The sequence below is a fragment of the Reyranella sp. CPCC 100927 genome, from assembly GCF_007859315.1.
Taxonomy (GTDB): domain Bacteria; phylum Pseudomonadota; class Alphaproteobacteria; order Reyranellales; family Reyranellaceae; genus Vineibacter.
Map to the genome: position 1 here is coordinate 1 of NZ_VOHA01000004.1, position 20,879 is coordinate 20,879.

The following is a 20,879-nucleotide window of genomic DNA, read 5'->3' on the forward strand; positions in this document are numbered from 1 at the left end:
GAGAAAACTGTTACCCATGTGGTGAGCACAAACTGTTACCCATGTTGCGGCTGAAGACCTTCGGCCACCTCCCCCACTGCGTGGGGGAGGGATGCAATGGACATCTGCTCCAACAAGCCCTAAGTACCGCCATATCTTGCGCTTTCCACCGGGCGAATCATGTCTTTGATCAAGGGCGAAACGGGCGACTGGGAAATCGTGATGGGCCTGGAGGTCCATGCCCAGGTCGTGTCGCAGGCCAAGCTGTTTTCGGGCGCGCCGACGGCATTCGGCGCCGATCCCAACACCCAGGTGTCGCTGGTCGACGCTGCCATGCCCGGCATGCTGCCGGTGATCAATGCGCATTGCGTGGCACAGGCAGTCCGTACCGGGCTGGGACTGAACGCCAAGATCAACCTGCGCTCGGTGTTCGACCGCAAGAACTACTTCTTTCCCGACCTGCCGGCCGGCTATCAGATCTCGCAGTACAAGGACCCCATCGTGGGCGAGGGCGCCGTCGAGATCGAGCTCAAGGACGGCACCACCAAGACCATCGGCATCGAGCGGCTGCACCTGGAGCAGGACGCCGGCAAGTCGCTGCACGACCAGCATCCGACGCAGAGCTACATCGACCTCAACCGGTCGGGTGTGGCGCTGATGGAGATCGTGTCGCGGCCCGACCTGCGCTCGTCGGATGAGGCCGCGGCCTACCTTACCAAGCTGCGCTCGATCCTGCGTTACCTCGGCACCTGCGACGGCAACATGGAGGAAGGCTCCATGCGCTGCGACGTCAATGTGTCGGTGCGCAAGGCGGGCACCGTTGAATACGGCACGCGCTGCGAGATCAAGAACGTGAACTCGATCCGCTTCGTGCGCCAGGCGATCGAGTATGAAGCGCGCCGCCAGATTGAGGTCATTGAGGGCGGCGGTACCATCCGACAGGAGACGCGCCGGTTCGATCCCGGCAAGGGAGAGACGCAGTCGATGCGCGCCAAGGAGGATGCGCACGACTATCGCTATTTCCCTGATCCGGACCTGCTGCCGCTGGTGTTGAAGGCAGAGGACGTCGCGCGCTGGAAAGCCGATCTGCCCGAGCTGCCCGATGCCAAGAGGGCGCGTTTCGTTAAGGACTATGGCCTCTCCGTCTACGATGCCGGCGTGCTGGTGGCCGAGCAGGAGACGGCGCTGTTCTTCGAGGGCGTGGCCAAAGGCCGCGACGCCAAGCAGGCGGCGAATTGGGTGACCGGCGATTTCTTCGCCATGCTCAACCGCCGCGGCGTGGCCATCGGCGAGAGCCCGATCAGCGCCCAGAATCTGGGCAAGATGCTCGACCTGATGGCCGACGGCACGATCTCGGGCCGCATCGCCAAGGATCTGTTCGTGGCGATGGAGGAGACCGGCAAGGATCCGGCGGTGCTGGTCGAGGAGCGCGGCCTGAAGCAGGTCACCGACACCGGCGCCATCGAGGCCGCGGTCAAGGCCGTGGTCGATGCCAACCCCGACAAGGTCGCCGCCTACAAGGCCAAGCCGTCGATGTTCGGCTGGTTCGTCGGCCAGGTGATGAAGTCCACCGGCGGCAAGGCCAACCCCAAGGCGGTCAACGACATCCTGAAGAAGGCGCTGGACGCGTAGCGATTGCCTCTCCCGCCCGCGGGAGAGCTGACGTCTACGGATCGGCGTAGCGGACCAGGCGCAGCCCTTCGCCGTCCTTTCCGGTGCGGACGAGGGCGGCGATGTGGCCGTCCGGCGTACGCATGATTTCCGTGACGTCGGCAGCCGCACTGCGCCAGCGAATCGCGCCCGTGGCATCGGCGCGCACCACGGTGCGTTGCCCATCGGATGCCGCGTCGTCCTCGACGATGGCGGCGAGGCCATCGCCATCGGCGATCAGTCGCAGCGTCTGCGCGAACGGCCACGGCGAACGGCGCCGGATGTGGCCCCGATCGTCGACAAAAACCAGCTCTTGCGCCGCGGCGCGGCCGTCGCCAGCGTTGGCGATCAGCACGCTGCCGTTGCGCAGTACCGCCGCCTCGTAACCGACGGGCATCGGCAGCCGGGTGCGGGACAACGCCGTGCCGTCCGCGGCGTTGCGGCGGATGACCCAGTCGAGGCCGCCGCTGCGGGGCATCTCGGTGACCAGGCTCAACCAGCTGCCGTCGACGCGCCGCGCTGCCGCGGCGACACGCTCGGGGAAGCCGTTGCCCGGGCCTGCCTGCCACAGACGTACACCGTCGAGATTGAACTTGCCCATCCACCAGGCATACGGGCCACTGCCGAAGCCGCCGCCGAGCAGCACCGCATTATCCGGCGTCGGGGCATAAACGTAGAGCTCGTAGTAGGCGCGCGCATCGGTGCGGCCTTGCGCCACGTTCGGCGGTCCGATGGCGCTTGTTTTCTTCACGCCGCCGTCGGCGGCCAGGTGCAGCAGTGTCGCAAAGCGGCTGCGGCCGCCGCGTGCCGGGATGTCCGGATCGTTGGCGCTCCAGAACACGGCGTGATCGCCGGAGCTCGCGGTCACGATGCCCAGCGACGCGATGGCAAAACCGTTGAAGGTGATCTTCTCCGTGGCCGGCAAGGTCTGCCGGCGTTTCAGCTCCCCGTCGGATGCCACCGCGACGAGATCGATGCGTGCTGCGGTTGCCGGCTCCAAGGATTGCGCTGCCGGCTGGAACTGATGCACCAGGATGTGGTGTGTACCGTCGCGCCCGACGGCAAGGCGGGCACCCGGTCCTTCGTGATTGATGCGGAAGCGCTCGGCTGCCGGCACGGGTACGTCCAGCATCACGCGGGGCGCCGGTTGAGCGAGTGCGGCGCCGGCCATCGCGGCTGACATCAGCGGGGCGATCAGGCGGATCATGCGCGCGTCCATGCGGAAGCCTCGGGCTGCGATCGTCTATGGATCGGCGTAGCGCACCAAGTGTAGCACGGCGTCGCTCTTGCCGACGCGGACCAGGGCGGCGATAGCGCCATCCGGCGCGATGACGATCTCGTCGACGGCAACCGCGGCGCTGCGCCAGCGGACCGCACCCTTGGCGTCGGCGCGTACGATGAACCGCTCCGTCTTGGAGTCCACCTTCGTCTCGACGATCGCGGCGATGCCATCGCCGTCGGCGATCATCGACACCGTTTGCGCGAAAGGCCAAGGCGCGCGGCGCTCGGCGCGGCCGTTGTCGTCGACGAAGACCAGCTCGCCCTCTCGTTTACCCTCGTCGGCGTCGAGCGCAATGACCGCACCATTGCGCAGGACCGTAGCAGCGGCATGGATCGGCACCGCCGCCCGCCTGCGGTCGGTCAGCTTGCCGTCGGCGGTGTAGCGCCGCAGGAACCACTCGAGCTCGCCGCTCCCCTTGCGCATCTCGGTGACCAGGCTGAGCCAAGCGCCGCCCTTGCGCGGCGCAATCGCGGCGACGCGCTCGGGAATGCCGTTGCCGGGACCAGCCTGCCACAAGCGCTTGCCGTCGAGGTTGAACTTGCCCATCCACCAGGCCTGGGGGCCGGGGCCAAAACCGCCACCCAGCAGCACGCCATTGTCAGGGGTCGGCACATAGACGCCGGCACTGTAGAACGACTCGAGGTCGTCGCCCTTGGCCGACTTGGCATTCGGCGGGCCCAGGCGCGTCGTCTTCTTCAGGCCGAGATCGGGGCCGAACCGGAACAGTGTCGCGCTGGCTCGGGCGGCCGCGGCTCCTTTGAAACCGCTGGCAAAGATGACGAGCTCGCCCGAGCGCGTCACCACGACGCCCAGCGAGTCGAGATCGAAACCGACGAAGCCCATGCTGTGCTCGATCGGCACGGGCCGGCGCTGTTTCACCGCGCCGTCAGGGGCCAGCGCCAACAAGTCGACCTTGCCTTCGCTCGTCGGCGGCGATGCATTGGGTATCGGTTTGAAGCTGTGCTGCAACACGTAGTGGACGCCGTCGCGGGCGATCGCCAGACGCCCCGGTGCCCCGTAAGGGTTCAGGACAAAGCCATCGTTGGCGGGGACGGCAACGTCGAGGGTGGTGCGCGGCGTCGGCTGTGCTGAGGCAGCAGCGCATACCGCAAGCGCCGCAAGCGCAATGCCGATCCGGATCATGGCGCGAGCTTATGTGCTATGGACGACGGAGGGAAGGAAACGAGAGCCATGACGGTCAAACTCTATGCTATGACCTGCGGGCGCATCACGGGGCGCCTGAAGGACATGATCGAGGGCGAGGACGGCACCGTGCTGCTGCCCATCCCGTCGTACCTGATCGAACATCCCAAGGGTACGGTGCTGTTCGATACCGGCATGCACCCGCAACTGCAATCCGATGCCGCCGGCCGGCTGGGCGAGCGGGTGGCCCGCATCTTCGGCTTCGACGCCTTCAGGCCCGGCGACGAGGTCAGCGCCCGGCTGGAAGCGATCGACCGTGATCCCGCCAAGGTGCATTACATCGTCAATTCGCACCTGCATTTCGACCACTGTGGCGGCAACCAGCTGATCCCCAACGCCACCGTGGTGGTGCAGCGCCGCGAATGGGCGGCAGCATCGATACCCGAGGTTGCCGCCAAGGTCGGCTTTTTCAAGCAGGACATCGATCACGGCCACCCGTTGATCCTGGCCGATGGCGAGCACGACCTGTTCGGCGATGGCCGCGTCGTCTGTATCCCGACGCACGGTCACACCCCCGGCCACCAGTCGCTGCGCGTGCGGCTGGACTCGGGTGACGTCGTGCTGGCAGGGGACGCCTGCTACTTCTGCCGCTCGCTGCGGGAGCGCCGGTTGCCGCGCTTCGTCTACGATCGCGAGGCCATGCTGGCCTCGCTCGACCGGCTGGCGGCGCTGGAGCAGGGCGGCGCTCGCATCTTCTTCGGCCACGACGCCGATTTCTGGCGGACGGTGCCCCAGGCACCTGAAGCGATTTTCTAGAGGGAACGCCCGCGCCGGTCTATCGTTGGGTCTTGGTTGCGGCCGCCCATCGCGTCCGCACGACTATGATATCTCCTATCCGTCAGGTCGTGATGAGGAACATCGCTTCAATCGCCGCCATGCTGACCCTGCTGGGCGCATGTACGGAACAAGGCCTCCGCACCGCCACCGTCAACGACGTGGCCGCCGGCCCGTTGCAGAACACCGCGGTGATTGGACCCGGACCGCGGAACGCCGGCACGCTGGTGATCAAAGCCGTCGGCGGTCAGTTGGCGCCATGCGCCCAGGCATCAGCGGGCCAGCCGTGCCAGCGGGTGCGCGTGGCACCTGGCACGACAATTCTGCGACTGGACTTCTTCCCGGCCGATCGCCGGCGTTTCGCGCCGGCCACCGATATCGACCTGCCCGTCACCGTCCAGGCCGGGCACACCTATCATCTTGTCGCCACCATCCAGCGTGGTCCGGCATCAGGCCAGGGTGGCTCTCGCGTGGTCGTGGAGGCGATCGACGTGGGACGTCGCTAGTACTCGGAATCACGCGTCCCTGATCCAGCCGCCATCCCGAGCGCAGCGCGAGGGATCTTCTGAGAGTGACGCACGAATGCGCCTGCATCGAAAGATCCCTCGCTGTGCTCGGGATGACAATCCTGAGTCACACTCCGCCGATAGTCGGTACTAGGGGGCGTCGCCAGGTCGGCCGGGTGATCATGAATCTGGAACTGGCGGCGTTGTCGCGTCGGCCGCAGAGTAGGGCGTCGAAATCGGGAGACCAGCATGGACGCCCCTCCGGATTGGGTGAACCGTCGCGCGTTTTTGGCCGGCGCCGCGGCCACGGTCGCGTGGACAGGAGGGATATCGCGCGCGTTCGCGCAGGCGCCGCCGGTCGATGCCGCATACCGCAGTGCGCGCGATCTGGTGGCGGACCTTGCGGCGCGCAAGGTATCGGCGGTCGACCTGCTGGACCAGGCGATTGCGCGCATCGAGGCACTGGACAAGCGCATCAACGCGGTGGTGGTGCGGGACTTCGAGCGGGCGCGGCAGGCAGCGCAGGCCGCCGACCAGGCACTGGCGCGCGGCGAGCGCCGTCCGCTTCTGGGCCTGCCGATGACGGTCAAGGAGGCCTACAACGTGGCCGGCCTGCCCACGACCTGGGGCATCCCGACCTTCAAGGACTGGCGGCCGCCCGAGGATGCGCTCGTGGTGCAGCGCCTGAAGGCGGCCGGCGCCGTGATCATGGGCAAGACCAACGTGCCGGTGGCACTGGCCGACTGGCAGAGCACCAACCCGATCTACGGCACGACCAACAATCCCTACGATGTCAGCCGTACGCCCGGCGGCTCCTCAGGCGGTTCGGCGGCGGCGCTGGCGGCGGGTTACGTGGCGCTGGAGGCCGGTTCCGACATCGGCGGATCGCTGCGCGCGCCGGCGCATTATTGCGGCGTGTTCGCGCACAAGCCCACCTACGGCATCGTGCCGCAACGCGGCCATACCTTTCCTGGTGCGCCGGCGATTCCGACGGCGGGCGACGGGCTCTCGGTGTGTGGCCCGATGGCGCGCACGGCGGCCGACGTGACGCTGGGTCTTCAGGTCATGGCGGGGCCCGACGAGCTGCGCGACGGGGTGGGGTGGAAACTGGCACTGCCGCCGCCGCGCCATGAGGCGCTGCGCGACTTCAAGGTGCTGGTCATCGACACCCATCCGCTGTGTCCCACGTCGACGGCGGTCCGCGACTCGATCGCGGGCCTGGCCGATCGGCTGGGCAAGGACGGCGTCAGCGTGGCGCGCGAGAGCACACTGTTGCCGGACCTGGCTGCGGCGACGCGGACATACATGCATCTGCTGGCCCCGATCCTGAGCCAGGGCCAGCCGCCGGCGTTCTACGAACGGATGCGCACGCTGGCTGCCCAGATGGGCCCCGATGACCAGAGCCTCGATGCGATCTACGTGCGCGGCGCCAATGCCGCGTGGCGCGATGTTGCTACCGCGGGCCGGCAGCGTGCCGTCCAGCAACGGCAATGGGCGGCCCTGTTCAAGCAGGTCGACGTGGTGCTGTGCCCGGTCATGCCGACAGTGGCCTACCCGCACGACCACAACCAGGGCGCCGCGCGCCGGCTCGATGTCGACGGCCAGAGCCAATCCTACACCAACAACATCGTGTGGGCCGGTCTGGCACTGGCCGGTGGCCTGCCTGCCAGCGTCGCGCCGATCGACCGTACCCCGGCCGGCCTGCCGATCGGCGTGCAGATCCTCGGGCCGTTCCTGGAGGATCACACGACGCTGCGCTTCGCGCAGCTGCTGGAACAGACCTTTGGTGGGTTCGTACCGCCGAAGCTGTAGCGCTTCATACGCGCTTCATGGGATGGGCTCTACGCCATTGCCAGCATCTGCTGCCAGCTCGCCTCGACGTCGGTGCGGGCGAGATCGCGGGTGATGAAGACCAGGCGCGAGCGTCGGTCGTCGTCGGGCCAGCGTGCCAGCAATGTCGGCGGATGGAACACGTGGTGCACGCCGTGCAGCACCAACGGCTGATCCTCGCCGATCACGTTCAGCACGCCCTTCACGCGCAGCAGCCGATCGGCCCAGTTGGCGCGCACTGCGGAGAGCCAGCGGTGGAAGACGTCCCAGTCCAGCGGCTGGTCCCAGGTCAGGCAGAAACTCGTGATGCTGGCGTCGTGCCGATTGAGATCGGCGGGCGCATGCCCATGGTGGTGGTGGACGTGGTCATGATCATGATCATGATCGTGGCCATGCTGTTCGTGCGCCGTGACGTTTTCAGCCGCCAGCCAGTCGCGGACCTTGTCGGTCTTGCCGGCCGGATCGAACGGGCCGGCGTCGAACAGCAAGGCGGGATCGACGACGCCTTGTTGGATCTCGAAGCGTGGCGCGCCCGGATTGAGCGTCGCCAGTCGCGGATCGAGAGCCGCGCGCTGCTCGGCAGAGGCGATATCGCCCTTGGTGAGCAGCACGCGGTCGGCGACCGCGGCCTGCTTCACGGCCTCGGGTTGCGCATCGAGCTGGGCTGCGCCGTGAACGAGGTCGACGGTCGCCACCACCGCATCGAGGCGATAGTCGTGCGCCGTCATGGGATTGTTGAGCAGCAGAGCGATGATCGGTGTCGGATCGGCCAGGCCCGTGGTCTCGATCAGCACGCGGTCGAACGGCGGCAGCGCCTCGGCCTGGCGCTGGCGCGCGATGTCGCGCAGCGTGCGCTCGAGATCGCCCTTGATGGTGCAGCAGACACAGCCCGACTTCATCAGCACCATGTCGCCGTCGACCGACTGCACGAAGAGATGATCAAGCCCGATCTCGCCGAATTCGTTGACCAGCACCAGGCTCCTGGCCATGCGCGGGTCGCGCAGGATGTGGTTGAGCAGTGTGGTCTTGCCGCTGCCGAGGAAGCCCGTGATCAACGCCACCGGCATGCGGCCGGCGGACTTGTCGGGATCGAACAGGCTCATCGATGTACCCCTCCCGCGTCGCCCATTACTTAAGCGACCACAGTATTGCGACGTGTTCGTTCAATGTTGCGCAACTTGCTTCTGTTGACCCGTGCGAACTTCGCACGAAGACTGGGTGCCGGTCGACAGCATGTCAATACACAGGCCCACGACCGGCCGGGAGGAAAGCCATCATGGACATGAGCAAGCTGCGTCGCCAGGCGACGGAAGACGAAGCGCCGGATGCCGACCGTCGCGATATCCTGAAAGCAGCGACACTGGTTGGCGGTGCGGCCGCCCTCCTGGGCGCGATGGGGGCGACACCCGCCTCGGCGCAGAGTACCCCGGTCGCCCAGGCGCCGGCGCTGAGCGACAAGCCATGGTGGCCGCATCCGAAGTGGGGCAAGGACGATCAGTCGGGCGCCTCGAACTGGATCACGCCGGCGAAGGTGCTGGACGCCATCAAGGGCATCAAGGAAGGCAAGATCTATCGCATCGGCCGCGTCTATGAATCGGCGATGCCGAAATACGGCGAACGCGCCTTCAACCTGCGCACCACCCCGACGGGCAGCTCATATGGCGCCAACCGGCTGATTGGTCACGAGGAGTTCGTCGCCACCGAGATCGGCCAGACCGGCACGCAGTTCGACGGACTGGGCCACATCGGCATCCAGATGGGCAAGGATGGCGACATGACCGAGATGCGTTTCTACAACGGTGTCACCGAGTTCGAGATGATCACCGCCTATGGCTTGAAGAAGCTCGGAATCGAGAACTGCAAGCCGATCTTCACGCGCGGCCATCTGTTCGATATCGAGGCGTTGAAGGGACGGATGCTGGAAGCGGGCGAGGAGGTCAAGGTCGCCGACCTGCGTGCGGCCATGCAGAAGCAGAACATGAAGGAGGAGGATATCAAGGAAGGCGACGCGCTGTTCTTCAACACCGGCTGGGGCAAACTGTGGATGAAGAACAACGACAAGTTCAACAGCGGCGAGCCCGGCATCGGATTGGAGGTTGCCAAATGGGTGGTGGACAAGGGCGCCTGCGTCACCGGCGGCGACTGCTGGGCTGTCGAGGTTGTGCCCAACCCCGACAAGAACCTCGTCTTCCCGGTGCACAGTGAACTGATCTGCAAGCAGGGCATCTACAACCACGAGAACCTGGACTTCACGGCGCTGATCGCCGACGGCAAACACCAGTTTGCCTACATCTTCTCACCGGCGCCCGTCAGAGGTGCGACCGGTTCCAACGGCGGGCCGATCGCCGTGACGTGAGGGACGGACATCACGCGGGAAGGGTGTTGCGTTCGCGATGCCCTTCTTCCTGGTGCCGGAACATAGTCGCAATATTTGCAATAGTATTACGTCGACGATCTTTCGGCGTTGCGCAAGTTGTGTCCGTTGACGGCCGCTGTTTTGCAGTCGAGATTTCGAAACGGGCCGACCGCGTGTCAACGCATACACGCACCCAGGCGGCCGGGAGGAGAGCGATCATGGACAAGGACGACATTCGCCGCGAGTCCGGCGGGGACGACACGCCCGTGGCTGACCGCCGTGACTTCTTGAAAGCGGCAACGCTGGTCGGCGGTGCCGCGGCCGCCTTCGGCGCGATGGGGCACAAGTTCGCCTCGGCGCAGAATATCCAGCTCGCCCAGGCGACGCCTGCGATGAGCGACAAGCCATGGTGGCCGCACCCGAAATGGGGCAAGGACGATCAGGCGGGTGCCTCCAACCACATTACGCCGGCGAAGGTGTTGGACAGCGCTAAATGGATCAAGGACGGCAAGATCTATCGCATCGGCCGCGTCTATGAAGCTGCCATGCCGAAGTTCGGCGATCGCGCCTTCACGCTGCGCATCCCCGGGGCACCGACCGGTGGTCCGTTCGGCGCCAACAAGCTGATCTACTTCGACGAATACCTGTCGACCGAGATCGGGCAGACCGGCACCCAATTCGATGGCCTGGGCCATATTGGCGTCCAGATGGGCAAAGACGGCGACAAGAACGAGATGCGCTTCTACAACGGCGTCACGTTGCAGGAGATGACAGTGGCGGGCGGCCTGTCGGTCAGCACCGGACTGACCAGGCTCGGGATCGAGAACTGCAAGCCCCTCTTTACGCGCGCTCATCTCTTCGACATCGAGGGGCTCAAGGGCAAGATGCTGGAAGCGGGCGAGGAGATCAAACTCGCCGACCTGCGCGCCGCGATGCAGAAGCAGAACATGAAGGAAGAGGATATCAAGGAAGGCGACGGGCTGTTCTTCAACACCGGCTGGGGCAAGCTGTGGATGAAGAACAACGACAAATTCAACAGCGGTGAACCCGGCATCGGCCTCGAGGTCGCCAAGTGGATCATTGACAAGGGCGCGACCGTGATCGGCGCCGATACCTGGGCAACCGAGGTCGTGCCCAATCCCGACAAGACTTTGGCGTTCGCGGTTCATGCCGAGGTGATCTGTAAGAACGGCATCTACAATCACGAGAACCTGGACTTCACAGCATTGATCGCCGACAACAAGTACCAGTTCGTCTACGTCTTCTCGCCGGCGCCAATCAAAGGCGGCACAGGCTCCAATGGCGGCCCGCTGGCCATGACCTGATCGCGCTCGCGATTCCGTGGGAAAGGCGCTGTCGCGAACAGCGCCTTTCTTTTTGTGGAACCCGCGGTGAACGATGACTGATGTCTGGCCGAGGGGAAGCCAGCCCGGAGTGCGGGTATTTGCGCTCGTGGGATACAACCGCACCGGCATCTTGACCGGGAGCACGATGGGGCGGACTATTCCTTTGCATACTGAGGGAATTACCACTCGGTAACGAAGAGGCTGTGGCCTTCGCTCGCAGCCCGGGAGGAGGTCGCCATGCAGAAGGGCATCCGCCGGACTCTTGTCTCCATTGCGGCGCTGTTGGGTTTGACGGCGCTGCCCCTGCTGAGCCAGCCGGCGCAGGCGCAAGAAGGGCCGAAGCTCTACGTCTTCACGTCGGGCTCGATGGGCGGCTTCCCCAAGGCGGCGCTGCAGATCGGCGGCACCGGCAATATCGACTACATGCCGGTCAGCTTCTACATCATCAAGCACCCGAAGGGCGTGGTGATGTTCGACTGCGGCAACAACGACAAGACCATCACCGACCCTGAGGGATGGTGGGGCCCGCTGGCCAAGGGCTTCGGCCTCAAGATGACGAAGGACGATGCCATCCCGGTGCAGCTCGCCAAGATCGGCCTCAAGCCGGAGGACGTGAAATACCTGGTGGTCGGCCACATGCACCTGGACCACGCGGGCAATGTCGGCCAGTTCCCGAAATCGACCCTGGTGGTGCAGGACGTCGAGATGAAGGCGGCGTGGTGGCCCGATGTCGGCTTCTCGGTCTACTATATTCCGGGCGACTTCGCGGACACCAAGAAGATGGACGTGATGCGCCTTGATGGCGATTTCGATCTGTTCAACGACGGATCCATCCGCCTCTTCCGGGCGCCCGGCCATACGCCAGGCAGCCAGTTCATGGTCGTCAAGTTGCCCAAGACCGGCTCGGTGATCCTGACCAGCGACGTGGTCTACATGCAGGAGAGCCTGGAGAAGAACCTGATCCCGCCGATCCCCGGTACGCAAAGCCCGGGCGACATGTACAAGAGCTACGCCCGCATTCGCCACATCCGGGACGTCGAGAAGGCGCAGCTCTTCATTGCGCACGATGCCGAGATCTTCAAGGCGACCAAGAAAGCGCCGGAGTTCTACGACTGAGCATCGCGCGGATCGAATGATGATACGCGGCCCGGTCAACGCCGGGCCGCTGTCGTCTCGGGTAGGTTCCCGGCTTGCATTGACATGAACAACGGATCCGACAGCGAACAGTTCGCCGTGGTTGCCGAGGCGCTGACCAAGCGCTACGGCCCGGTCACGGCGCTGCAGGACCTGTCGCTGGAGATCCGGCGCGGCGAGGTGTTCGGGCTGCTGGGCCCCAACGGGTCGGGCAAGACGACCTTCATCCGCATGCTGGCAGGGTACCTGGCGCCGACGCGAGGGCGGCTGACGGTATCGGGACTGGACACGGTGCGCGATGCGCTGCCGGCCCGGCGCCGGCTCGGCTACGTGCCCGAGGCGGCGCCGCTGTACGGCCACATGCGGGTACACGAGTTCCTGGCGTTCATGGGCCGCCTGCGCGGCATCGCGCCGGCCGACCTTGGGGCGTCGATCGACCGTGTCGTTGAACGCCTGGCCCTGGGCGATGTCCTGCGCAAGCCGACGCGCGCGCTGTCGCGCGGTTACCGCCAGCGTGTCGCGATCGCCCAGGCGCTGATCCATGCGCCGGAGGTGGTGGTGCTCGACGAGCCGACCAACGGGCTCGATCCGCGCCAGATCATCGAGGTACGCGAACTGGTCCGCTCGCTCGCCGGCGCCCACACGGTGATCATGAGCTCGCACATCCTGACCGAGGTCGGCCGGACCGCCGACCGGGTTGCGATCCTGCTCGGCGGGCGGCTGCTGGGCGTGCGCAGCGTTGCCGACACGCCCGACCTCGAAGACTGGTTCCTGTCCCTGACATGAGCGCGCTGGCCGTCCTGTTGCGCAAGGAACTGCATGCGACCTTCACGTCGCCGATCGGCTACGTGCTGGCCGCCGTCTTCCTGCTGGTGCTGGGTTACAGCTTCGCGCTGACCCTGTTCGCGACCAAGACCGCGAACCTCATCTACATCTTCCATCAGATGTACGTGCTGTCGATCCTGCTGGTGCCGGTGCTGATGATGCGCGCCTTTGCCGAGGAGCGTCGCGCCGACACGCTGGAGCTGCTGCTGACGGCGCCGGTGCGCGAGATCTGGATCGTGCTCGCCAAATTCCTGGCCGGCCTGGCGCTGGTGTACGGCATGTATGCCGGCTCGCTGGTTTACGCCGTGATCCTGGGCTTGTACGGCGAGCCCGATTGGGGCCCGATCTACAGCGGCTACCTGGCCCTGATGCTGCATGGCGCGCTGCTGGTGGCGATCGGCCTGATGACGTCCAGCGTCACCGAAAACCAGGTGGTATCGGCCGCGTTGTCGCTGGGCCTGGCGCTGATGTTGTGGTTTGCCGACTCGGTGGCCTACCTGCTGCCGGCGCCGTTTGATTCGGTGGCGATCAACCTGTCGCTGATCGGCCACTTCCGGCCCATGGTGACGGGATCGGTCTTCGTCTCCGACATCGGCTATTTCGTGACGCTGGCGATGCTGGCGCTGTTCCTGACCACGCGCTGGCTGGCCGAGCGATGAGCGAGCATGCCGACGCATCGCTGTGGCCGGGTGCGCTGTGGGTGCTGGGCATCGCGGTGGCGCTGGTCGCCCTGTTCGTGGCCGGCCTGCGCCTGCCGCCGACGCCGCATGGCTGGCGGCGGTGGAGCGGGCGGGCTCTGACCGTGCTGGCGGCAACGGGCGTGGTGCTGGCGGCCAACGTGGCGCTCTATCGCAACGACCTGCACCTGGATCTGACGCGCGAGCGGTCCTTCACGCCGTCGCCCGAAGCGACACGCGTCGTGGCGACGCTGCAGCAGGATGTCGAACTGGTCTACTTCTACCAGAAGGGCAATCCGGCGGCGCGCCATGCCGTGGTCATGGTCGAGCTGATGGGACGGCTCAACCCGCGGCTCAAGGTGCGCACCATTGACCCCGATCAGAACCCGGCGGCGGCGAACCACTACGGCGTGAAGCTGTACAACACCGCCCTGTTGATCAGCGACGGCAGGCGGCTGGAGGTGCCGACCACCGACGACCGCGAGATCGCCCTGGCCCTGCTGCGCGTCACCCGGGCCGACGCCAAGACCGTATGCTTTGTCTCCGATCACGGCGAGTACGACATCGACAATTTCGAGTTCCACACGCATTTCGAGGGTACCCATTCGCACAGCCACGACATCCAGGGCATGGCGGTGGTGCAGATGGAGCAGCACGGCGTCGGCCGCCTGCGCCGTGCGCTCGACAAGCTCGGCATCAAGGTGCGCAAGATCACGGTCGCCGGCGCGCGGGCGATCGCCGAGGACTGCAGCGTCGTTGTCGACGCCAACCCGCGCACGCAGCATGCGCCGTCCGAGGCCGAGGTGCTGGGGGCGTATCTGCGGCGCGGCGGCAGTGCGCTTTTCCTGTTCGAGCCCGACTACGGCATCGAGCCGCGGCTGGCGGCGCTGCTGGCCGCCGCCGGTGCCGCGGTCGACGATGGCGTCGTGGTCGATCCCACCGGGCACTACTATACGGACGAGCAGATGATTGCCGTTACGCAGTATGCCCGACATCCCATCACGCGCTTCCTGGCGGTGACGTTCTACCCCGGCATGCGCCCGGTGCGGGCCGTGCCGGCGCCGGGTGTGACCGGCAGCGTGCTCTTTTCCAGCAGCGCATCGAGCTATGTGGTCACCGACCGGCTGGCGGTCGAGCGCCAGGCGGCCAGTGCGCCGCGCGGACCACGCGCGCTGGCGGTGGCCAGCGAAGGCACGCTGCCCGGTGGCACGCGCCCGTTCCGGATGCTGGTCGCGGGTGATGCCGATTTCATCAGCAACTCGTTCTTTCCCTATCTGTCGAACGCCGACCTGGCGCTGAGCAGCATTGCCTGGTTGATGCGCGAGGAGAGCGCGCCGACCATGAAACCGCCGGTCGAGGTATTGCCGACGGTGGCGCTCACCAACGCGCAGATGCGATGGATTTTCCTGGTGACGGTGATCGGCCTGCCGGGCCTGATCGTGCTGGCGGGAGCAGTGATGTGGTGGCGGCGTCGCTGACCAAACGCGCAGCCTGGGCGGCGCTGGCGCTGGTGGCGGCCGGCTTCGTCGGCGTGGTCGCCATGCGCGGCGAACGGCCAGAGGCGGGGCTGCAGCGGTTCGAGCCCAGCGGATTTCTCGCCGGGCGCGCGCCGCAGGACGTGCGGGCGCTGGTCATCGACGCAGGCGGTCACCAGCGGCACTATCGCCGTTCGCCGCAGGGCGCGTGGAGCACGGGTGACCCACCCACCGACATCGCGCCCGATCGCGCGGCGCGCATCGAGCAGGCCCTGGAACTGCTGCGCAACGCCAAGCCCGAGCGGCGCTTCACCGCCGAGGAGGCGGCCAGCATGCCGGCCACCGACCTCGGCCTGGCGCCGCCGGTACTGGTGGTCAGCGTCGTCGATGTCAACGCGGCGGCGTTCACCATCGCTTTCGGTGTCGAGAACCCTCTGGGCCTCGCCCGCTATACGCGTGTCGTTGGCGACGATACCCTGTGGCTGGTGCCCAAGCACGTCGCCGATGCATGGGATGCCGTGGTGGGGCAGCCGTGATGCGCATGCTTGTTCGACCGCGTTGCGGCACACTCGCGCTGGTCCTTTTGTGGACGCTGCTCGCCATCGTGCCTGCGCGCGCGCATGTGACCACCACGGGATTGGGTACATTGTCGGTCGAGGGCGATCGCCTGACCTATGCGTTGAACGTGGTGGTGTCGGAGCTGCCGGATGTTGGCCGCGACATGCTCAACGGCGCCGCCGATGGCCGGCAGCCGATCGCCGAGGCGTTGGCGGCCGTGATGCGCGAGGCGGTCGTCGTCGAGGCCGACGGTGCGGCCTGCCGGCCCGGCCGGTTGCGTATCCAGGGCGCTCAGGGCGAAAGCAGGGTGCAGCTTGCGTTGTCGCTGACATGCCCGGCGGCGCCGCGCCGGCTCACCGTGCGCGAGGACTGGCGCGCGCTGTTCGGTGAGCACTACCAGACGATCCTGTCGATCCGCACGCCACAGGGCAGCCACGAGCGCGTCCTGGGTGGCGACGCGCCCGATGCGAAGCGCGTCGTGACAGTCGACCTGGCCGCCGGCGCCACATCGAGCGGTTGGCTCGATTTCCTGTGGCTGGGGATCGAGCACATTCTCGGCGGCATCGACCATCTGTTGTTTCTGGTCGCGCTGCTGGCTCACACCCGCAGCATCTGGAGCGTGGTGAAGATCGTCACCGCATTCACCGTGGCGCACAGCATTACGCTCAGCCTGGCCGTGCTCGGCCTGGTCGACGTGCCGGAGGGGATCGTCGAGCCGCTGATCGCGGCCTCGATTGTCTGGGTGGCGGTCGAGAATCTGGTCTGGCCCGGCCGCGAATGGCGGCGTTGGCTGGTCAGCTTCTGCTTCGGTCTGGTGCACGGGCTCGGCTTCGCCGGCGCATTGGCCGAGCTCAAGCTGGACGGCGCCGCGCTGGTCAAGGCGCTGGTGGGCTTCAACGTCGGGGTCGAGTTGGGGCAGGTGGCGTTCATCGCCGTGTTCCTGCCGCTGCTCGCCTGGGCCAGCCGGCCGGCGGCGCTGCGGCGTCTGCCGCAGGTCGCCTCGCTGCTGGTGGCGGTCATGGGCAGCTTCTGGTTCGTGCAACGCGTGTTCTTTTGAAGGTCAGGCGAGCAGGCTCATGCGCAAGACACCAGCGACAGACGCCTACTGGCAGGCATTTGCCGCTGCCGCCGGCTTGGACGCGCGCGCCGACTACGACGTCGCGGCTTTTGGTGACGGTCCGGCGCTGGCCGACCAATTGCTGGCGTTGGTGCTGTCGGGCGTCAAGCGGGCCACGGCGTCTTTGCTGCGCGACGTCACTGTCGGGGGTGAACCGACGCCGAGAGTGGGCGGACACGTGGTCGTGCTCGACGGCGCGGGCGTGCCGCGCTGTATCTGGCGCACGACTGACGTGACGGTCAAACGGCTGATCGAGGTCGACGCGGCCTTTGCCTGGGACGAGGGCGAGGGCGATCGCACGCGTGCCGACTGGCTTGACGGCCACCGCCGCTACTTCGCCCGACAAGCCGAGCGCGAGGGATTCGTGTTCGACGACGATATCCAGACCGTGTTCGAGCGCTTCACCATCGTCTGGCCGCCTGACGTTGCTGACGACGAGTCGCGACGCTCGCCACCTGCGGCACCGGGCAACGGTTGCAATTGAAGGCCTGCCCTCACGGGAATATTGTTGTGGGCAATGCCAAGAATCGGACCCGGCGCTCGCGGCGGGGACAGGGGGAGAAGACGATGAACGTGATGCGCGCTTTTGCTGTAGCGGCCGTTGTTGGCCTTGTCGCCGCGACGCCGACCGCACCGCGCGCCCAGGGTTTGCCGCTGGCCAAAGCGCCCGAGGAAGTGGGCCTGTCGGGTGAGCGGCTGAAGCGATTGTCGTCGACAATGAAAATGGGTGTCGACAAGGGCGAGATCCCGGGCGCGGTGGTGCTGGTCGGCCGCAATGGCAAGGTCGCTTATCTCGAGGCATTCGGTTTTCGTGATCGCGAGGCCAAGGCGCCGATGAAAACCGACGCGATCTTCCGCATCGCCTCGATGACCAAGCCGATCGTGTCACTGGCCATCATGATCCTGGCCGAAGAGGGCAGGCTGTCGATCGGCCATCCGGTATCGCGCTACCTGCCGGCGTTCAAGGATCTGCAAGTCGGCATCGAGAAGCGTAACAGCGACGGCAGTGTCGAGGTGGTGCGCCAGCCGATGCTCCGTGAAATGACGGTGCAGGACCTGCTGCGTCACACATCGGGCCTCACCTATGGTGCTGCCGGCCGCGGACCGTTGAAGCAGGCCTATCTCGACGCCAAGCTCATGGATCCTGGGCAGACCAACGAGCAGATGGTGGCCAAGCTGGCGACCTTGGCGCTGGTGCACCAGCCCGGCACTGTGTGGGAGTACGGCATGTCGACCGACGTGCTGGGCCGCATCGTCGAGGTTGTCGGCGGCATGCCGCTGGACCGTTTCATTGCCGAGCGCATCACCAAGCCGCTGAAGCTGGCCGATACCGGCTTTGCCGCCGAGGCGGGCCGGCAGGACCGCGCGGCCTTGCCGCAGAAGGACCCGACGTCCGGCCAGGTGCCGTCGATCCCGGCCGTCACCGCCGATCTCACCTGGAAGTCGGGTGGTGGCGGCATGGTCTCGACCGCGGCGGACTACGCCCGCTTCTGCCAGTTCTGGCTCAATGGCGGACAGCTTGACGGCGTGCGCCTGGTATCGCGCAAGACGGTCGAACTGATGACGGCGGATCATCTGCCGCCCGGTGCCAAGGTCGGCGCCGACATGTGGCCCGCCTTCCAGGCCTTGCTGCCGAGTCCCGACATGGGGCAGGGCTTCGGACTGGGTTTCGCGGTGCGTACCGATGTCGGCCGCAATCCGTTGCACGGCTCGGTGGGCGACTATTATTGGGGCGGTGCCTACGGCACCTATTTCTGGATCGATCCGAAAGAGAAGCTGTTCGCCATCCTGATGATGCAGGCGCCGGCGCAACGTCTGCCGTATCGCTACCTGATGCGTGAACTGGTGTACCAGGCCGTGATGAACTGACACATACGGAACAGGCACGCCGGACCACAGCAGGGCACCGCTTCCGTCGTCTGCAACGTCCGGAAACCGCCATGCATGCCGCACCTGAAACACTCGATCTGTTGGATAACCTGTTAGTGCAAATTCGTGCCCGCCCGTGGCTCACCGAACGCAAGCGCGGCATCTTTTATCGGAAGTCGACAGGCTGGCTGCATTTTCACGGCAAGCCCGGCGACGTCCACGCCGACCTGAAGGTCGGGCGCGACTGGGTCCGTTATCCTGCCAACAACCCCATTGAATGGCGTCGTCTGCTGGCAGCGCTTGATCGTACGGCACGGGCGGTTTGATCGGGGTGCGCGTCGCATCGTCGCGCGGCCAAATTGCCTGTCGTACTCCCGGTTGCATGGGATATGACGCTGCAGCCGCGCTGGTGAGTTTCTCTCATCTACACCCATAGAAATTTTTTCATTGTGACGGCCTTGCGGCAGAGCCGTGGCATGATTATGTGAACGGTGTTATCTGAGCGGTGAACACTCAGATGTTCATGGTGGTGGAGGAAGCATGTCTCGTCCTCATGCTGTCTCGGCAGCAGGAATGACGCGTGGCTTCCCGTATTTGCCTACGTCGGGGATATTTCAGACTGTCACGGGCGAGTCGGACGATGCAGTCTGTTGCAGATTTGCAGAACTGCAGCAGCGGGTCGGCGAACACCGGTGCCAGCCTGTCTTTGTCACGGCGCAGACCAAGTGCTGCCAATGAACTACCGCCGAGGTCATCGTGCAGTTCGATCACCGTCTGCGCGTCAATGGGCTCACATTGTCGGAGTGTGCGATTGCCACACAACGTCAATAAAGCGGTAACAACCATAGTGTAGCGACGATTGCAGGGAGTTCACTTTAGGATTCCTCGCATCGTTTCCTAACGGCGCGTTCGCGCCGGTCTGTATCGTTTGGGGGCAGCAGCATGAAAAGAGCATTGTTAGGATCGACAGCGTTGGTTGCGGGTAGCTTGCTTGCTGCTCCAGCGATGGCGGCCGATCCGATCAAGCTAGAACTGCGCGGGTATTTCCAGGCTTTCATCACTCTCGGTCACATTGACCGTGATGTCTCCGGCACCACCGGCCAGAGCTATCGCCCGGAAACGTTCCGGTACGAGGGTGAGATCTGGTTCACGGGCTCAACCAAGCTCGACAATGGCACGACCATCGGCGTGCGCATTGAGCTGGAAGGCTGGTCGAACGGCGGCGGCAGCACGTCGACCAATGACCAGATGGACGAAGAGTATCTCTTCGCATTCGGTGACTGGGGTCGTGTCGAGTTCGGCGGCACCAACGACGCATCGTATAAGATGGTGTACGCAGCGCCGTCAGCGCTGACCGGCTGGGGCTTCCAGGACCCCAACATGAGTCACCGCGGCTCCGGCTTCTCGTCGTCCAACAACGCCGGCCGAGCCGCCACGGTGACGCCCGGCATGAGTGCGGCGATGGGCCAGAGCTCGGGTGACGCCAACAAGCTCTCGTACTTCACACCGCGCTTCGCCGGTCTGCAGGTCGGCGTGTCGTACACACCGAGCTTCTCGAGAACGGCTTCCGTGGCAACCTGCGCCTCCAACACCGGCGGCGGCAACTTCTCGAATTGCCCGAAGAACCTGAACGCGTACCACAACGGGCTTGATGTCGGCGTCAACTACCTCAACAAGTTCGGCGATGTCAGCTTGGCGCTGTACGGCGGCTACTTCACCGCGGGCTTCGATCGCGGCGAAGCCGGTGTCAACGGCAACGCCAATCCGTCGGTCAACGGCCGGTGGAAGAGCTGGGCCGGCGGCGCGCAGGTCGGCTTCGCGGGCTTCACCATCGGCGGTGGTGTCGGCCAGGACAACAACGGTCTGCGAGGCAACAACCGGACCCGTTGGTATGCTGCCAGCGTCATGTACGAAACCGGCCCCTGGCAGGTGTCGGCCGGCTGGTGGGGCGGTCGCAACGACGAGAAGTCGGTGACGTCGCTCACGGCGCAGAACCGCGCCGGCCGGGACAAGATCGACATGTTCGAAGTGGGCGGCAACTACGCATTGTCGCCGGGCATCAAGCTGGTCGGTGGCGTCAGCTACGTGATGGGTTCGGGTCAGTCCAAGAGCGAGAAGGCTGACTCCTGGGCCGTCATCATGGGTACCGTGCTGACGTTCTGATCTGCACTGGCAGGTCGACATAAAATCCCGCCCGCTCGATAGCGATCCTACTGTCGAGCGGGGGGAAACAGGCAGAATTTCGTCCGAGTGGCGAACCCGTTGAGCCGGGGGCTTGCTATTCCGGGCGGAACGAAG

At 65.7% G+C, this 20,879-nt stretch carries 19 protein-coding genes; 16 read left to right on the forward strand and 3 right to left on the reverse strand.

Annotated elements, in window-relative coordinates; translation table 11 throughout:
• Window positions 1-159 precede the first annotated feature (159 nt).
• Window positions 160-1,611: an Asp-tRNA(Asn)/Glu-tRNA(Gln) amidotransferase subunit GatB gene (gene gatB / locus FQU96_RS12675; RefSeq protein ID WP_146541653.1), complete on the forward strand. Its 1,452-nt coding sequence runs from the start codon at window positions 160-162 to the stop codon at window positions 1,609-1,611.
• A gap of 34 nt (window positions 1,612-1,645) precedes the next feature.
• Here gatB and FQU96_RS12680 read toward each other — a convergent pair whose 3' ends face one another.
• Together FQU96_RS12680 and FQU96_RS12685 are read right to left on the reverse strand one after the other, a co-directional pair.
• Entirely contained in the window at window positions 1,646-2,848 is a 1,203-nt protein-coding gene (locus FQU96_RS12680; protein ID WP_146541654.1) for a hypothetical protein, read from the reverse strand.
• Between the two features lie 24 nt (window positions 2,849-2,872).
• A complete protein-coding gene (locus tag FQU96_RS12685) occupies window positions 2,873-4,054 on the reverse strand; it encodes a hypothetical protein (RefSeq protein ID WP_146541655.1) in 1,182 nt (393 codons plus the stop codon).
• Window positions 4,055-4,102: 48 nt separating this feature from the next.
• Here FQU96_RS12685 and FQU96_RS12690 point away from each other — a divergent pair, with 48 nt between their 5' ends.
• The 3 genes from FQU96_RS12690 to FQU96_RS12700 all read left to right on the forward strand — a co-directional run bounded on the left by FQU96_RS12690 (window position 4,103) and on the right by FQU96_RS12700 (window position 7,206).
• Entirely contained in the window at window positions 4,103-4,870 is a 768-nt protein-coding gene (locus FQU96_RS12690) for an N-acyl homoserine lactonase family protein (protein ID WP_178130480.1), read from the forward strand.
• A gap of 92 nt (window positions 4,871-4,962) precedes the next feature.
• Complete coding sequence (locus tag FQU96_RS12695) at window positions 4,963-5,394, forward strand: hypothetical protein (RefSeq protein WP_146541657.1); 432 nt, start codon at window positions 4,963-4,965, stop codon at window positions 5,392-5,394.
• A 249-nt stretch (window positions 5,395-5,643) separates the two neighbouring features.
• Window positions 5,644-7,206 (forward strand): amidase, encoded by a 1,563-nt coding sequence (locus FQU96_RS12700; RefSeq protein WP_146541658.1) that lies wholly within the window; start codon window positions 5,644-5,646, stop codon window positions 7,204-7,206.
• A gap of 29 nt (window positions 7,207-7,235) precedes the next feature.
• On the opposite strand, the gene FQU96_RS12705 is transcribed toward FQU96_RS12700, so the two are convergent.
• Entirely contained in the window at window positions 7,236-8,327 is a 1,092-nt protein-coding gene (locus FQU96_RS12705; RefSeq protein ID WP_146541659.1) for a GTP-binding protein, read from the reverse strand.
• 173 nt (window positions 8,328-8,500) lie between these two features.
• Here FQU96_RS12705 and FQU96_RS12710 point away from each other — a divergent pair, with 173 nt between their 5' ends.
• The 12 genes from FQU96_RS12710 (at window position 8,501) to FQU96_RS12765 (ending at window position 20,744) form a co-directional block, all read left to right on the forward strand.
• On the forward strand, window positions 8,501-9,580 hold the full coding sequence (locus FQU96_RS12710; RefSeq protein ID WP_146541660.1) for a cyclase family protein: 1,080 nt from the start codon (window positions 8,501-8,503) through the stop codon (window positions 9,578-9,580).
• 218 nt (window positions 9,581-9,798) lie between these two features.
• Window positions 9,799-10,905, forward strand: a complete 1,107-nt coding sequence (locus FQU96_RS12715) for a cyclase family protein (protein ID WP_146541661.1) — start codon at window positions 9,799-9,801, stop codon at window positions 10,903-10,905.
• Between the two features lie 258 nt (window positions 10,906-11,163).
• Entirely contained in the window at window positions 11,164-12,042 is an 879-nt protein-coding gene (locus FQU96_RS12720; protein WP_146541662.1) for an N-acyl homoserine lactonase family protein, read from the forward strand.
• 84 nt (window positions 12,043-12,126) lie between these two features.
• Window positions 12,127-12,846, forward strand: coding sequence for an ABC transporter ATP-binding protein (locus tag FQU96_RS12725; protein WP_146541663.1), 720 nt, complete (start codon window positions 12,127-12,129; stop codon window positions 12,844-12,846).
• A complete protein-coding gene (locus FQU96_RS12730) occupies window positions 12,843-13,544 on the forward strand; it encodes an ABC transporter permease (protein ID WP_146541664.1) in 702 nt (233 codons plus the stop codon). Before FQU96_RS12725 ends, FQU96_RS12730 begins: the two co-directional genes overlap by 4 nt.
• On the forward strand, window positions 13,541-15,040 hold the full coding sequence (locus tag FQU96_RS12735; RefSeq protein WP_146541665.1) for a Gldg family protein: 1,500 nt from the start codon (window positions 13,541-13,543) through the stop codon (window positions 15,038-15,040). The genes FQU96_RS12730 and FQU96_RS12735 overlap by 4 nt, the downstream gene beginning before the upstream one ends.
• The gene (locus tag FQU96_RS12740; RefSeq protein WP_146541666.1) at window positions 15,025-15,573 is read left to right on the forward strand and encodes a hypothetical protein; all 549 of its coding nucleotides are present in this window, start codon (window positions 15,025-15,027) and stop codon (window positions 15,571-15,573) included. The genes FQU96_RS12735 and FQU96_RS12740 overlap by 16 nt, the downstream gene beginning before the upstream one ends.
• A 5-nt stretch (window positions 15,574-15,578) precedes the next feature.
• The gene (locus FQU96_RS12745) at window positions 15,579-16,652 is read left to right on the forward strand and encodes a HupE/UreJ family protein (protein ID WP_178130481.1); all 1,074 of its coding nucleotides are present in this window, start codon (window positions 15,579-15,581) and stop codon (window positions 16,650-16,652) included.
• A 19-nt stretch (window positions 16,653-16,671) separates the two neighbouring features.
• Complete coding sequence (locus FQU96_RS12750; protein ID WP_146541668.1) at window positions 16,672-17,196, forward strand: ASCH domain-containing protein; 525 nt, start codon at window positions 16,672-16,674, stop codon at window positions 17,194-17,196.
• A gap of 83 nt (window positions 17,197-17,279) precedes the next feature.
• Window positions 17,280-18,581, forward strand: coding sequence for a serine hydrolase (locus tag FQU96_RS12755; RefSeq protein ID WP_255468011.1), 1,302 nt, complete (start codon window positions 17,280-17,282; stop codon window positions 18,579-18,581).
• A gap of 71 nt (window positions 18,582-18,652) precedes the next feature.
• Window positions 18,653-18,907 (forward strand): hypothetical protein, encoded by a 255-nt coding sequence (locus FQU96_RS12760; protein ID WP_146541669.1) that lies wholly within the window; start codon window positions 18,653-18,655, stop codon window positions 18,905-18,907.
• Window positions 18,908-19,523: 616 nt separating this feature from the next.
• A complete protein-coding gene (locus tag FQU96_RS12765) occupies window positions 19,524-20,744 on the forward strand; it encodes a porin (RefSeq protein ID WP_146541670.1) in 1,221 nt (406 codons plus the stop codon).
• Window positions 20,745-20,879: the final 135 nt, after the last annotated feature.

Excerpts from the sequence above, each read along its gene's own strand:
- FQU96_RS12690 (WP_178130480.1), top strand. The coding sequence starts at position 4,103 with ATGACGGTCAAACTCTATGCTATGACCTGCGGGCGCATCACGGGGCGC.
- FQU96_RS12710 (WP_146541660.1), top strand. The coding sequence starts at position 8,501 with ATGGACATGAGCAAGCTGCGTCGCCAGGCGACGGAAGACGAAGCGCCG.
- FQU96_RS12755 (WP_255468011.1), top strand. The coding sequence starts at position 17,280 with ATGAACGTGATGCGCGCTTTTGCTGTAGCGGCCGTTGTTGGCCTTGTC.
- FQU96_RS12760 (WP_146541669.1), top strand. The coding sequence starts at position 18,653 with ATGCATGCCGCACCTGAAACACTCGATCTGTTGGATAACCTGTTAGTG.
- FQU96_RS12730 (WP_146541664.1), top strand. The coding sequence starts at position 12,843 with ATGAGCGCGCTGGCCGTCCTGTTGCGCAAGGAACTGCATGCGACCTTC.
- FQU96_RS12700 (WP_146541658.1), top strand. The coding sequence starts at position 5,644 with ATGGACGCCCCTCCGGATTGGGTGAACCGTCGCGCGTTTTTGGCCGGC.
- FQU96_RS12715 (WP_146541661.1), top strand. The coding sequence starts at position 9,799 with ATGGACAAGGACGACATTCGCCGCGAGTCCGGCGGGGACGACACGCCC.
- FQU96_RS12685 (WP_146541655.1), bottom strand. The coding sequence starts at position 4,054 with ATGATCCGGATCGGCATTGCGCTTGCGGCGCTTGCGGTATGCGCTGCT.
- FQU96_RS12680 (WP_146541654.1), bottom strand. The coding sequence starts at position 2,848 with ATGGACGCGCGCATGATCCGCCTGATCGCCCCGCTGATGTCAGCCGCG.
- FQU96_RS12705 (WP_146541659.1), bottom strand. The coding sequence starts at position 8,327 with ATGAGCCTGTTCGATCCCGACAAGTCCGCCGGCCGCATGCCGGTGGCG.
- FQU96_RS12725 (WP_146541663.1), top strand. The coding sequence starts at position 12,127 with ATGAACAACGGATCCGACAGCGAACAGTTCGCCGTGGTTGCCGAGGCG.
- gatB (WP_146541653.1), top strand. The coding sequence starts at position 160 with ATGTCTTTGATCAAGGGCGAAACGGGCGACTGGGAAATCGTGATGGGC.
- FQU96_RS12735 (WP_146541665.1), top strand. The coding sequence starts at position 13,541 with ATGAGCGAGCATGCCGACGCATCGCTGTGGCCGGGTGCGCTGTGGGTG.
- FQU96_RS12765 (WP_146541670.1), top strand. The coding sequence starts at position 19,524 with ATGAAAAGAGCATTGTTAGGATCGACAGCGTTGGTTGCGGGTAGCTTG.
- FQU96_RS12720 (WP_146541662.1), top strand. The coding sequence starts at position 11,164 with ATGCAGAAGGGCATCCGCCGGACTCTTGTCTCCATTGCGGCGCTGTTG.
- FQU96_RS12695 (WP_146541657.1), top strand. The coding sequence starts at position 4,963 with ATGAGGAACATCGCTTCAATCGCCGCCATGCTGACCCTGCTGGGCGCA.
- FQU96_RS12750 (WP_146541668.1), top strand. The coding sequence starts at position 16,672 with ATGCGCAAGACACCAGCGACAGACGCCTACTGGCAGGCATTTGCCGCT.
- FQU96_RS12745 (WP_178130481.1), top strand. The coding sequence starts at position 15,579 with ATGCTTGTTCGACCGCGTTGCGGCACACTCGCGCTGGTCCTTTTGTGG.